Annotated in this window: 14 protein-coding genes and 1 other RNA gene; 10 read left to right on the top strand and 5 right to left on the bottom strand. The window is 42.1% G+C overall.

Annotated features, from left to right (window positions below; translation table 11 throughout):
• Window positions 1-288: 288 nt before the first annotated feature.
• Window positions 289-735, top strand: coding sequence for a transposase (locus EVU92_RS06440; protein ID WP_130050507.1), 447 nt, complete (start codon window positions 289-291; stop codon window positions 733-735).
• Window positions 736-1,018: 283 nt separating this feature from the next.
• Here the strand turns inward: EVU92_RS06440 and yjgA are convergent, their stop codons facing one another.
• On the bottom strand, window positions 1,019-1,540 hold the full coding sequence (gene yjgA, locus EVU92_RS06445) for a ribosome biogenesis factor YjgA (RefSeq protein ID WP_130050508.1): 522 nt from the start codon (window positions 1,538-1,540) through the stop codon (window positions 1,019-1,021).
• A gap of 137 nt (window positions 1,541-1,677) precedes the next feature.
• Between yjgA and pmbA the strand changes: the two genes are divergently transcribed.
• The 7 genes from pmbA (at window position 1,678) to EVU92_RS06480 (ending at window position 7,970) form a co-directional block, all read left to right on the top strand.
• Window positions 1,678-3,015 (top strand): metalloprotease PmbA, encoded by a 1,338-nt coding sequence (gene pmbA / locus EVU92_RS06450; protein ID WP_130050509.1) that lies wholly within the window; start codon window positions 1,678-1,680, stop codon window positions 3,013-3,015.
• Window positions 3,016-3,144: 129 nt separating this feature from the next.
• On the top strand, window positions 3,145-3,561 hold the full coding sequence (locus tag EVU92_RS06455; protein WP_130050510.1) for a VOC family protein: 417 nt from the start codon (window positions 3,145-3,147) through the stop codon (window positions 3,559-3,561).
• Between the two features lie 673 nt (window positions 3,562-4,234).
• Complete coding sequence (gene petA, locus EVU92_RS06460; RefSeq protein WP_063702692.1) at window positions 4,235-4,825, top strand: ubiquinol-cytochrome c reductase iron-sulfur subunit; 591 nt, start codon at window positions 4,235-4,237, stop codon at window positions 4,823-4,825.
• Window positions 4,825-6,090, top strand: a complete 1,266-nt coding sequence (locus EVU92_RS06465; protein ID WP_130050511.1) for a cytochrome b N-terminal domain-containing protein — start codon at window positions 4,825-4,827, stop codon at window positions 6,088-6,090. Before petA ends, EVU92_RS06465 begins: the two co-directional genes overlap by 1 nt.
• Window positions 6,087-6,824 (top strand): cytochrome c1, encoded by a 738-nt coding sequence (locus EVU92_RS06470; RefSeq protein WP_130050512.1) that lies wholly within the window; start codon window positions 6,087-6,089, stop codon window positions 6,822-6,824. The genes EVU92_RS06465 and EVU92_RS06470 overlap by 4 nt, the downstream gene beginning before the upstream one ends.
• Window positions 6,825-6,903: 79 nt before the next feature.
• Window positions 6,904-7,530, top strand: a complete 627-nt coding sequence (sspA, locus tag EVU92_RS06475; RefSeq protein ID WP_054554181.1) for a stringent starvation protein SspA — start codon at window positions 6,904-6,906, stop codon at window positions 7,528-7,530.
• Window positions 7,530-7,970, top strand: coding sequence for a ClpXP protease specificity-enhancing factor (locus tag EVU92_RS06480; protein ID WP_130050513.1), 441 nt, complete (start codon window positions 7,530-7,532; stop codon window positions 7,968-7,970). Before sspA ends, EVU92_RS06480 begins: the two co-directional genes overlap by 1 nt.
• Before the next feature lie 64 nt (window positions 7,971-8,034).
• On the opposite strand, the gene dolP is transcribed toward EVU92_RS06480, so the two are convergent.
• The 4 genes from dolP to EVU92_RS06500 are packed head-to-tail and all read right to left on the bottom strand — an operon-like array spanning window position 8,035 to window position 11,509.
• Complete coding sequence (gene dolP / locus EVU92_RS06485; protein ID WP_130050514.1) at window positions 8,035-8,601, bottom strand: division/outer membrane stress-associated lipid-binding lipoprotein; 567 nt, start codon at window positions 8,599-8,601, stop codon at window positions 8,035-8,037.
• Window positions 8,601-9,188, bottom strand: coding sequence for an SIS domain-containing protein (locus EVU92_RS06490; RefSeq protein ID WP_130050515.1), 588 nt, complete (start codon window positions 9,186-9,188; stop codon window positions 8,601-8,603). Before EVU92_RS06490 ends, dolP begins: the two co-directional genes overlap by 1 nt.
• A 32-nt stretch (window positions 9,189-9,220) precedes the next feature.
• Entirely contained in the window at window positions 9,221-9,592 is a 372-nt protein-coding gene (locus tag EVU92_RS06495) for a YraN family protein (protein WP_130050516.1), read from the bottom strand.
• Between the two features lie 39 nt (window positions 9,593-9,631).
• Window positions 9,632-11,509, bottom strand: a complete 1,878-nt coding sequence (locus tag EVU92_RS06500; RefSeq protein ID WP_130050517.1) for a penicillin-binding protein activator — start codon at window positions 11,507-11,509, stop codon at window positions 9,632-9,634.
• A 61-nt stretch (window positions 11,510-11,570) separates the two neighbouring features.
• Here EVU92_RS06500 and rsmI point away from each other — a divergent pair, with 61 nt between their 5' ends.
• Complete coding sequence (gene rsmI / locus EVU92_RS06505) at window positions 11,571-12,428, top strand: 16S rRNA (cytidine(1402)-2'-O)-methyltransferase (RefSeq protein WP_058585920.1); 858 nt, start codon at window positions 11,571-11,573, stop codon at window positions 12,426-12,428.
• A gap of 42 nt (window positions 12,429-12,470) precedes the next feature.
• Window positions 12,471-12,822: RNase P RNA component class A (gene rnpB, locus EVU92_RS21535), an RNA gene on the top strand.
• Window positions 12,823-12,869 lie beyond the last annotated feature (47 nt).

Genomic DNA, 12,869 nt, shown 5'->3' on the forward strand with positions numbered 1-12,869 from the left:
TGTATGTTGGTTATGTGTTTATGTGCATGACTCGCGATGTATGTCAGACGCGCCAAGCAAGCGTGACACCTACGGTGATGTAGGCGTGAAATTTATTTCGCGCGATGGGTTGTTTGTTGTGTGGTATTTCAGACGCGTTAAGCAAGCGTGACGCCTACGGTGATGTAGGCGTGAAATTTATTTCGCACGGAGTTTTTGTATTGCGAGGTTCAAACATTTTTGGTGTAAATTGGCTAGGTGTATTATTAAGTTCTAAGATCAGGTTTTACCTTCAGGATTGATAGGTTTATGTTTTCGTCAAGGAAGAGACTTAAAGGGCGTACCTCACATTCAAATTGCTATTATTCAGTAACACTTTGTTGTGAGAATCGAGTACCTATATTTGCCAACTACTTATATGCAGTTGATGCTTCCAAAGCAATTTACTATTTAGAAGATAAAGTAGAGACAATCTGCTTTGTCCTCATGCCAGATCATTTGCATTGGATATTTCAACTTCGCCCTCAGCAAAACTTATCAGCAGTAATTAAGCTGTATAAAAGCATGGTAACCATGTCTATTCGTAAGAGAAAGGGGCGTAAAGTCGTGGTCTGGCAAAGTAATTTTTATGATCATCAAATCAGAGATGAAAACGACCTAATACATCAAGCTCGATATGTAGTGGCAAACCCTCTACGCGCAAAATTAGTTAAGCACGTTGGCGATTACCCGTTTTGGAATTGTATTTGGTTGTAGGTGTGAAATTTATTTCATGCGATGGTTGAATATTGTGTGATGTTTAATACGCGCCAAGCAAGCGTGACGCCTACGTTTGAGGTAGGCGTGAAATTTATTTCGCGCGGTGGTTGTTTGTTGTGTGGTATTTCAGACGCGCCAAGCAAGCGTGTCGCCTACGTTTGATGTAGGCGTGAAATTTATTTCGCGCGATAGTTGAGTATTATGTGATGTTTAAGACGCGCCAAGCAAGCGTGACGCCTACATTTGATGTAGGCGTGAAATTTATTTCGCGCGAAGGAGATTAAACCATAATCGCATCTTTTAGATACTGGAATAACTCTTTGTAACCTTTGGCAGGCTTTTCTGCTTTTACTTCTTTTGCGGCGCTACGCACTAACTGGCGCATTTTTTGGCGCTCAAGAGCAGGGTATTGATCAATTGTTGAATTGATCAACTCATCACCTTGTTTGATCAGATTATCGCGCAGAGTTTCGATTTTGTTCATCAAAACATCGGCTTGATTGTTTTTGTTAAGCATGATGTCGATCATTGCTTGGATTTCATCAACGTTTTCTGTTGTACGTAATACTTTTGCGATGTAGTTTAAGTTACGACGATAAGCATCACTTTTATCACTGACTTTATCCGAAACAACTAACGCTTCTTTTAATTCATGATTGAGTGGCAAACGATCGCGTTGCTTTTTCGGCATTTTTGCGATTTCAGCACCCAAACCATGATATTGCATGGCTTCACGTTTTAATTCGCTTTTTGATACGTAAATAATTTCTTCTTCAATTAGTGGCTTTTTCTTCTTCGCCATAAGGATGCTCATTCAGTAAACTTAACTATTCACTATTATACGTCATTTAGTTAATGATTAATATTAGCTGATGCACGTCTCTCAGTGTGTTAGCATTCGCTACACTATAAAAAATATCAGAACCTAGGACACACAAGATGAAAGATCCTATTTATCAACACATTTCTGAAGTGAAAGACGCGGTAAGCGAAGTACTAGAGCATGCAAAAAAGTTAGGTGCTACTGCGGCTGAAGCGGCAATGTCGAGTACTTCAGGTTTGTCTGTCAGCACGCGCATGGGTGAAGTTGAAACAATAGAGTTTAACCAAGATGGTGGCTTAGGTATCAGTGTTTATGTCGGTAATAACAAAGGCTCTGCATCTACAGCCGATTTAAACCCTAAAACGTTACGTACAGTGGTAGAAAAAGCCATTGATATTGCTAAGTTCACTTCTGACGACCCATTTAATGGCATCGCTGATAAAGAGTTGCTTGAGTTTGCACCGCAAGATTTAGATTTATACCACCCGTGGGAAGTAAGCCCAGAGCAAGGTATTGAACTTTGTCATCAAGCAGAGCAAGCAGCGCTGAATGCCGATGAACGCATTGTAAATTCGGATGGTGCGAGTTTTTCTTCTCACCAAGGTTTACGTGTTTATGGTAACAGCCATGGTATGATTGCAGGTTACCCACGCACTCGTCATAGCATTAGCACTATGGTGATTGGTAAAGAAGGCGAGCAAATGCAGCGCGACTCGGCTTATACCGTAGCGCGTCATAAAGATGATTTGAATGACGCTGCAAAAGTAGGCCTAGAAGCGGCAACAGAAACTCTGGCTAAGCTTAATAGCCAAAAGCTTGGAACCATGAAAGTGCCTGTTATCTTCAGAGCAGATATTGCTAATTCATTATTTGGCCACTTAGTGTCGGCGATTGGTGGTGGAGCGCTTTATCGTAAATCAAGCTTTTTACTTGATAGCTTAGGCACAAAAGTATTCAGTGACTGTGTGAATATCTCTGAGCGCCCACATTTATTGAAAGGCTTAGCGTCTTCACCGTTTGATGCTGAGGGTTTAAAAACTGTAGACCGTGAAATTATTCAAGGTGGTGAGCTGCAAACTTACCTTTTAGCAAGCTACGCAGCACGCAAACTGTCTATGGCACCAACGGGTCATGCTGGTGGTATTCATAACTGGCTAGTTGAGCAAACTCATGCTGACTTAAAAGCATTATTAAAAACCATGGGTACAGGTTTATTAGTAACTGAACTTATGGGTCAAGGTGTAAATACCGTAACTGGTGATTACTCGCGTGGCGCGGCTGGTTTCTGGGTCGAGAATGGCGAAATCCAATATCCAGTGAGTGAGATCACGATTGCTGGTAACTTAAAAGATATGTTTAAAGCGGTAGTTGGCTTAGGTGGTGACATCGAGCGTCGTGGCGGTATTCAAACAGGCTCTGTATTGATTGAACAAATGCAAGTTGCTGGTAGTTAATTCATAAATAACAAATCATTTTTAAAAGCCTCACTTTAGTGGGGCTTTTTTATTTGAAAAAGTGCTTTACCTAAACTTAACTTGAGGTTTTATCTTAGTGGTAGTTTAAAAATAAAAAGGAAAACTGCCATGTATTTAGAACACGTAAACCTTGTTGTTAGTAATGTTGATGCCATGCTGCACTTTTATAAAGCGGCATTCCCGCACTGGCGTGTGCGTAGCCAAGGCGATAGCAAGTGGTCTGGCAAACCGCGTAAATGGTTGCACTTTGGTGATGATTACCAGTATCTAGCATTAAGCGATAACGGTGAAGCTGAAAACCGTGATTTAGCAGGACATCAAGTTGGCCTTGCCCATTTTGCTTACGTGACAAACGATATTAATGCTGTCATTGAACGTCTAGTTTCAGCCGGTTATGAGATTGATAAGCACGGCCCAGACAACCCTTATCGTAAAAATGTATATTTCATTGATCCTGCAGGTTTCGAGGTGGAATTTGTCGAGTATTTCAGCGATATCCCAAGCGAAAGGAATAATGAGCTTTGAAGCTTTAAGCTAAATACGTCGTAGGAGGTTCTTCAGTGCTGAAAAAGAGAATGCTTTGCATGGCTATAGCCGTTTATATGGACTCCTCCTATTGCACGAATACCCTTCGTTAATTTTGTCAGACGGCGTACTCCTACGTTTGATATAGGCGTGAAATTTATTTCGCGCTTAAGTTGTTATTTAATGCGTAATCCAGAATAGTGTTTGTAATGCCTGCTTATATCTACTAGCAAAAACCTAGCTTTTTTTCGTTCGATATTTAACCACCAGTAATAATTACTGCGTATTACAGTAAAAAAACTTCAAGATTTAGCAAAATTAGCTTAAATCCATCAGTTAATTGATGAATTTTTTTGCTACAATTGGGGGGCAAGTAATGTGAGTGAGTTCAACAACAGCTAATGCAGAATTCTGTTTCCTCTTAGTGAGGTTGATCTTGGTCAGTATATTGTTTTTTTATATGCGTTATCATAACCAGCGGCTTCATACTCGAGCTAACCTAAATTAATAATTCATTAAATAGGGTTTATTCGAGCATGAGACTGTGAATAACCTTGTTTTAATCAAGGCTTTTAATTATGATCGCGTCTATTTTGAAATTTCTAAAAATTAACCTGCTGTAACTGATGTTCTCAATATGGCAAGTGTTGGGAATCATAGTGGAGATAAGTGGATGAGCAATGCGCCTGTAGACAATGGCCGACGTCGCTTTTTAACCATAGCTACCTCTGTTGTTGGTGGTGTTGGTGCGGCTGGGGCTGCTGTTCCTTTTATTGCGTCTTGGAATCCAAGTGAGCGAGCTAAATCTGCGGGTGCGCCTGTAGAAGTAGATATCAGCAAGCTTGAGCCTGGACAATTAATACGTGTTGAGTGGCGAGGAAAACCTGTTTGGGTTATTAATCGTACACCTAAAATGCTTGAACAGATGAAAGAACACGAAGGTCAACTTCGTGATCCTGCGTCTGAAGAGCCTCAACAACCTGAATCATCAACCAATGAATACCGTTCGCAACGTCCTGAGATCTTCGTTGCTGTTGGTATTTGTACGCACTTAGGTTGTTCTCCTAGCTTCCTACAAGGTGGCTTTGGTGAAAAAGTAGAGGGCACAGACGACGGTTTCTTCTGTCCGTGTCACGGTTCTAAATTTGATATGGCTGGTCGTGTATTCCAATCTGTACCTGCTCCATTAAATCTAGAAATCCCTCCATATACCTTCCTTGATGACACGACTATTTTGGTCGGTGAAGAAAAAGGAGTGGCGTAATGTTTGGTAAAATTATTGGTTGGATCGACGATCGTATTCCAATGACACGTGTTTGGAACATGCATATTGCACAGTATCCAGCACCAAAAAACTTTAACTTCTGGTACTTCTTTGGCTCACTAGCCATGTTAGTACTTGTTAACCAAATCGTAACTGGTATCTGGTTAACAATGAACTTCGTACCGTCTGCTGAAGGTGCTTTCGCATCTGTAGAATACATCATGCGTGATGTTGAATACGGTTGGTTACTTCGTTACCTTCACTCAACAGGTGCTTCAGCGTTCTTTATCGTTGTATATCTGCACATGTTCCGTGGCATGATCTACGGTTCTTACCAAAAACCACGTGAATTACTGTGGTTATTCGGTATGTTCATTTTCTTAGCGCTTATGGCTGAAGCTTTCATGGGTTACTTACTTCCTTGGGGACAAATGTCTTTCTGGGGTGCACAGGTAATCATTTCACTATTCGGTGCGATTCCGGTTATTGGTGATGATTTAACGCTTTGGATCCGTGGTGACTACGTAATTTCAGGTGCTACGCTTAACCGCTTCTTTGCACTACACGTAATTGCATTACCTTTAGTTATTGTTATCTTAGTATTCTTACACATTGTTGCACTACACGAAGTGGGTTCAAACAACCCTGACGGTGTTGAAATCAAGCGTAAGAAAGGTTCTGTAGCTGAAGAAGATAAGCCTAAATTCAAATTCCACGAGTATTACACCAACAAGAAAGACATTGTTGATGCAATCCCGTTCCACCCTTACTACACAGTGAAAGATATTGTGGGTGTGGTTGGTTTCTTAATCTTATTCTGCTGGGTTGTATTCTTTATGCCTGCGATGAATGGTTTCTTCTTAGAAGCGCCAAACTTCGAAGCAGCTAACCCACTGAAAACACCAGAGCACATTTTCCCTGTTTGGTACTTTACGCCATTCTATGCAATCCTTCGTGCAATCCCTAACAAGTTAATGGGTGTTGCGGCGATGGGTGCATCTATCGTAGTGCTTGCGTTACTACCTTGGATTGACCGTGGCTCGGTTCGTTCTATTCGTTATCGTTGTGGTTTACACAAGTTAAACATCGCACAATTTGTGGTAACTTTCGTTATCTTAGGTTGGGTTGGTGCTACTCCACAAACTGATTTCAAAACGCTGTTATCACAAATCACGACTGTGACATACTTCATGTTCTTCGTATTGTTATTTGTTTACAGCAAGAATGAGAAAACTAAGCCATTACCAACGAGGTTGACGAAATGATGAAAAAGCTAATTATCGGTTTATTCGCATTATTGCCATCGTTGACAATGGCAGCAGGTCCTTCGGTTCCTTTAATGGATGCGAACATTGACCTTAAAGATAACGCGTCTTTACAACGCGGTGCTAAATTGTTCATGAACTACTGTCTTGGTTGTCACCAAATGCAGTATCAACGTTATGAGCGTACGTTCCGCGATATCGGTATTCCTACTGAGATTGGTCAAGAGCAACTAATTTTTGATGGCTCAAAAGTTGGTAGCCACATCAAAAATGCGATTGGTAAAGATGACGCAGCTAAATGGTTTGGCGCAGCGCCACCGGACCTTACGCTTGTAGCGCGAGTTCGTGGTACTGACTGGATCTACACTTATCTGAAGTCATTCTACAAAGATGAATCTCGTCCGTTTGGCGTAAACAATATTGTTTTCCCATCGGTAGGTATGCCGCACGTTCTTCAAGAACTACAAGGTTTACCAACACCAATCACTGAAGAAGTGGAAGAACACGGTCACACTGTGACTAAAGTTGTTGGCACTGAAACAGATGGTTCTGGTGAAATGAGTGACGACGAGTACGATCGTGCTGCTCGTGACTTAACTAACTTCTTAGCTTACGTTGGCGAACCGTCACGTTTAGAGTCAGAAGCGTTAGGTCTTAAGGTAATTGGTTTCTTAGTGATTCTATTTATCTTGGCATTCATGCTGAAGAAAGAATACTGGAGAGATGTTCACTAATCCTGGGCATTTTGAAAGGTAATTTTGTGATAGGGGCTTAAGCCCCTATTGCTGTTTTTGTAATATAATGGAGGTAGGCATGGCCGTAGCTGCCAATAAGCGCCCTGTAATGACCCTGTTTTCTGGTGCTAACTGTATGTATAGCCATCAAGTACGTATCGTACTTGCTGAAAAAGGTGTAAGTGTTGACATTCACCTGGCTGAAAAGGATAACCTGCCAGAAGCACTTCATGAGATTAACCCTTACGGTACAGTACCAACACTGATCGATCGTGAGCTTGGTTTATATCAGGCAAACATCATCATGGAATACCTTGATGAACGTTTCCCTCATCCTCCACTAATGCCAGTTTATCCGGTTATGCGTGGCCGTAGTCGTCTAATGATGCATCGTATCGATACTGATTGGTATAGCCTAGCTAACAAAATCACTAGCGGTAGCAGCGAAGCTGCGCAAGCACGTAAAGAGCTTACAGAAGCGTTACTTGCAATTGCACCGATCTTCTCTGAAGCTCCTTACTTCATGAGCGAAGAGTTCAGCTTAGTTGATTGTTACTTAGCACCGCTACTTTGGCGTTTACCTGAGCTTGGCATTGAGCTTAATGGTGCTGGCGCTAAAGAGCTTAAAGAATACATGTTACGTTTATTTGAGCGTGAATCATTCCAAGCTTCACTAACTGAAGCTGAGCGTGAGATCCGTTTATAATGACGCCTAATCGTCCTTATTTACTACGCGCCTTCTTTGATTGGATTGTTGATAATCAGTGCACACCACACTTAGTGGTTAACGCTGATTTTCCTGCTGTACAAGTACCAACACAGTTTGTGCAAGACGGCCAGATCGTTTTGAACATAAGCCCATCAGCGGTAACACAATTTGCAATGGACAACCAACAACTTAGCTTTAATGCGCGTTTTGGTGGTCAACCAATGCAAGTTTACGTACCAATGGGTGCTGTGCTCGCAATTTATGCACGTGAGAATGGTGAAGGGACTGTATTTACTGCAGAAGAATTCATCGAGGACGAAGACGATTTTACTCCGGTATTAGAAAGTGTTGAAACACCTGACGATATTACGCCAGATGATGAACCACCGACAAAACCAGAGAAGAAAAAAGGTGCTCACTTACGAGTGATTAAGTAACCTTATTCAAATACAAGAAACCCGCTTATTAGCGGGTTTTTTATTATCAATTTACGGTTTGAGATTATAAATATTCAAACACTTTAATAACACGTTCAACGCCTGATACGTTACGTGCTACATCAACTGCTAAATTTGCTTCAGAGTCGCTCACTAAGCCCATTAAAAAGACTTCGCCATTCTCTGTAACTACTTTGATGTTATTACTGCTGATGCTCTCTGTGGTGAGTAATTGGGTTTTAACTTTAGAGGTAAGCCATGAGTCATGAGTTTGTGTGCTTATACCAATATTTGAGCCAATGCGAATTTGGTTGTGTATCTTACGAATGCCATCAACGCCTTCGATAGCACGTTGTGCTTCGTCTTTCATTTCTTGATTGGCAACTTGACCAATCATAAGCACAATACCATTAACGCTAATGACGTTAACGTTAGCATATTTATGTAAGCGCTCATTTTCACTGATAGCAATTGAGCTTTTAATTTCGATATTGTTATCGTCGATTTGTGAACCAATTGTGCGACGATCATTCGCGGCTGTTACAGCACCCGCTGTACCAGCCACGACAGCAGCTGCACAGCCCTGCAGCAATAAAACGGTACCAAATACAATTAAAGACTGTTTAAACATTAATTTTCTTCCTGTGGGAATAGGGTTAAATCGATAAGCTCACTTAGACAGTGTAAGTTGACTAAGTGCGACTCAACAATGCGGCTTGGGCGTTTTGAAGGCACACGAATTTCAACATCATTTGGCCCAAGTAAACCGACTAATTCACCGCCATCATCGCCAACAAGCACAATGACTTTCATATCACGAGTCAGTGCAGCTTCGACTGCTGAGATAATCTGCTTTTCATTACCATTCACCGCAATTGCTAGTAAAAGGTCACCTTGTTGTGCAAATGCTCGAATTTGTCTGGCAAAAGTTTCGTGCTCATCGTTATTTGCCGTTGAGCCTAAGTTAACTTGATCTTGTGCAAGCGCAACTGCTGGAAGACACGGGCGCTCGGTCTCATAAAAGTTAATTAATAACCCTGCCATGTGCTGTGCCAACATATGACAGCTAGGGGTACCACAGCATAGTAATTTATTGCCGTTAATTAGGCTTTGCGCGATGGTGAACGCTGCTGATTCAAGTGCGCTCGGAAGTACTTCACCTGCAGCTATTTGAACTTGAATATTTTCGGTAAAGATTTTTTTAATCGTTTCTTGCATAACCTACCAAATTAAGCCGACGCCAGAAGGCGTTAGTAAACATTTTTAAACCAGTTAAGGCTGCTATTAAGCTCACCCGTTATAGCGACATAATCTATCCGCATTAACTGATTTGAGATCTTTTTTTCGGCAAGATAATGGCTAATCGTTCGCCTTAATCGTTGCTGTTTTAGCTTGCTGAGCGCGTAGTTTGCGCCGCCACGAAGGGCGTTTTTCCTAAATTTCACTTCTACAAATACCAGTGTTTGCCCGTCGCGCATTATCAGGTCGAGCTCACCGTATTTACAAAAATAATTACGCTCAATGGTCTTTAAGCCATGTTGTATTAAATACTGTTCAGCCTGTTTTTCGTAATACAGGCCTTTTTCGCGGCTATTTTGCCACAATTGCTTAAACCACGACATAGCTTCATCCTTGAGCTAGTAGTATTTTGAAATAACCGTTTATTTAGCAGCGTTAATCCCAACAGCAGATTGCATGAATAGTGGAATTGGTTGCTCTATTGCTAAATCAACAGCAATAATTTTTTTGTTCTTGTACTGTGCCCAATCTAAAGAGCGTGTTACATAACCATTACTGGCAATGCTTAATTGACCACTAATACCACTAAAGCGTTTGCCTTGTACCATGCTCAACTGCTTTACATCACCAAACATACTGGCTGCATCGAATGCCATTGCGAATAAGCGCTGACTTATATCAGCGTTCTCTGGCCATAAACTATCGTATTGCTGGCGTAAATTATGTTGTGCAATTTGACCGTCAAGCATCCAAGGTAGTTCCGTAAAATAAAGGCCATCTAAATCGCCTTTATCGGTTCTATCGATTTGTTTACTGTGGCTTTTTGAGCTGGCATAAAGCGGAATACGATCAGCAAAAGTACTCACGTTAACGTCTAAATATGGTTTAATTAGGCGTGTTTCGGTGGCATCCCCTAAAATATAAACTACATCGATATCACTGCGTGAGCGGGTTTCGCTTTCAACTTCTTGTTTAAATAATGATTTTACGACTTTTATGCGCTCTTTACTTTGGTCTACTTCTAAGAGGCCTGTAATAGTCTTAGGCATATCGTCTTTGCCGGAATAAAATCCGATTTGTGGTTTAACTTCGCTATAGCGTTGCCATTGCGTATTGAAGTATTCAACTAAGCGTTGACCGTTACTGTTATTCGGTGCCAAAAGCATAGGTTTTTGATAGCCTGCAGTTAAAAAACGTTCTAAGGCTTGTTGAACTTCATGCTCAGGGTTTAATGCAAAGAAAAAATGCTGCTGAGAAATACGCTCACCATCAAAGGTGTTTAAATGCATTACCGGGTAATCAACAAGTGTTTGCGCGCTGGTCAACTTTTCAATGTTACTTTTTAATAATGGGCCAATAACAAAGTCGGCTTTAAACTCGCTGAGTTTAAGTGCAATTTCTGGAGCAGATAGTGACTCATCAATAAATAATGTTTGTTCTAATGATTGTCCATCGAGGGCCGCGAGAACACCCGCTTTTAAAGCATCACCTAATCGCTCATTGGCACCTGATTGTGGAAGTAATACAGCTAGGCGTTTTACATTTAAAGGCTCAATTTGTACCAGCTCAGTCACTTTTTTTGGAAGCACTTCTGCTGCCGGGTGGCCAGGGTAGCGGCGCAACCAGTTATTCATTGCTTGGTGTAATTCGACCGGCGCACCCAAATACACTTGGTGGTAAAGCGCTAGATTAACCCAACCTTGTTGTACCACAGAACCACGATTAAAGCGTTCGAGTGCGTACGAAGAAAGCTGGGTTAGGCTTTGCCATAAATCTTTATTGAGATTCGCAACGGTAAAGTTGTTTTTGCTGCTAAGTGTTGATGCCTTAAAAAAGTAAGTCATTGCTTGTTTTGGCATACCTTGCGATGCATAAACGCGACCTGTTAAGTATTGGTGCCATGCCAGATGCTCAGGTTGACTTAGCTGTGGCTCGAGCTGTTTTAACTGAGCTAAAGCTAAGTCGCTTTTGCCTTGATGCTCTTGTGCAAGGGCAATGTAAAGTTTGTTTTGAATTTGGTCTACACTTGGGGTCGCTTCTAGTTCGAAACAGATTTTTTCTAGTAGCGACCAACGTTCTTCGCTGATAGCCGCATCACGAGCGGTGTATAAAAGCTGGATTTTATCGGCGCCTTGACGGTTTAGTGCCACTTGGTACATAGATTGTGCGTCGGTTAGCTGTGATAGAGCCGTACTCGATTGGCCCGATTGATTTTCTGCACTATTTCGAGGTTTTTCGGTTGTGCTACAAGCCGATAACCCTGACAATACAATTAATAGACTAACAAGTTTAAGTCGCACAATGATTTCCCGATACGTTAACGCGATTTGCTTATATTACTGACTGACGCAGGAGACCTCAATGTTAAATGAGGACAATTCAGATAAAATCGGCACTCTTTACATTGTTGCCACGCCTATTGGTAACTTTGATGACATCAGCCAGCGTGCCATCCAAACCCTATCTGAGGTTGACTTAATAGCCGCTGAAGATACTCGTCACACAGGAAAGTTGTTAAGCCATTTTAATATCAAAGCAAAAACCTTTGCTTTACATGACCATAACGAGAAACAAAAAGCGCAACAAATTGTTGATTGGTTAGAGCAAGGAATGAACATTGCGCTGGTATCTGACGCCGGCACGCCACTGATTAGCGACCCAGGTTATGCGGTAGTCAATTTATGCCGTGAACAGGGCGCGCATGTCACGCCAGTGCCGGGAGCATGTGCAGCAATTACCGCTGTGTGTTGTTCTGGTTTACCGACAGATCGTTTTCAGTTTATTGGTTTTACACCTGCAAAGAGTAAAGCAAGGCAGAGCTTTTTTATCGAAGCGGTAAACTCAGGTATTACTAGCATCATGTATGAAAGTACCCACCGTATAATGGCGAGCCTTGATGATTTAGAAGCAGCTCTCGGTGCAGAGCAGCCAGTGGTGTTTGCGAAAGAACTGACTAAAACTTTCGAAACTTTTTTCAATGGCACGGTTGCCGAGTTAAAACAGTTTTTAACGGATGATCCAACTAAGCAACGCGGTGAAATCGTACTGATGTTACCGGGTAAAGCGAAGCAAAGTGACGATATTCCAGAAGATGCGCGTCGTATGCTAGGTTTGCTTGAAGCTGAAATGCCACTGAAAAAAGCTTGCGGTGTGGTGGCTGAGTATTTTGGTTTGAAGAAAAACGCACTTTATAAAGCAATTATTGACGAAAAAGACTAATTCTTTACTGCATAGAAGTGCGCGCTCAGGTATACTGCGCGCCGAGTCAGCCGAGATAATCGCTGCCTGCAACGAAAATGCGCAGGGGGAGGAAAGTCCGGGCTCCACAGGGCAGGGTGCCAGCTAACGGCTGGGGGGCGCGAGCCTACGACAAGTGCAGCAGAGAGGAGACCGCCAACTTCGGTTGGTAAGGGTGAAAGGGTGCGGTAAGAGCGCACCGGGCCACTGGTAACAGTTGGTTGCAAGGTAAACTCCACCCGGAGCAAGACCAAATAGGGTTCCTTATGGCGTGGCCCACGTTGGAACCGGGTAGGTTGCTTGAGCCATAGAGCAATTTATGGCCTAGACGAATGATTATCCACGACAGAACCCGGCTTATTGGCTGACTCACCAAATTATACAAGAGCCTCGGTATTTACCGAGGCTTTTTGTTTTTAGGGT

Source organism: Pseudoalteromonas sp. MEBiC 03485 (assembly GCF_004195145.1).
In the GTDB taxonomy this organism is placed as follows: Bacteria; Pseudomonadota; Gammaproteobacteria; order Enterobacterales; family Alteromonadaceae; genus Pseudoalteromonas; species Pseudoalteromonas apostichopi.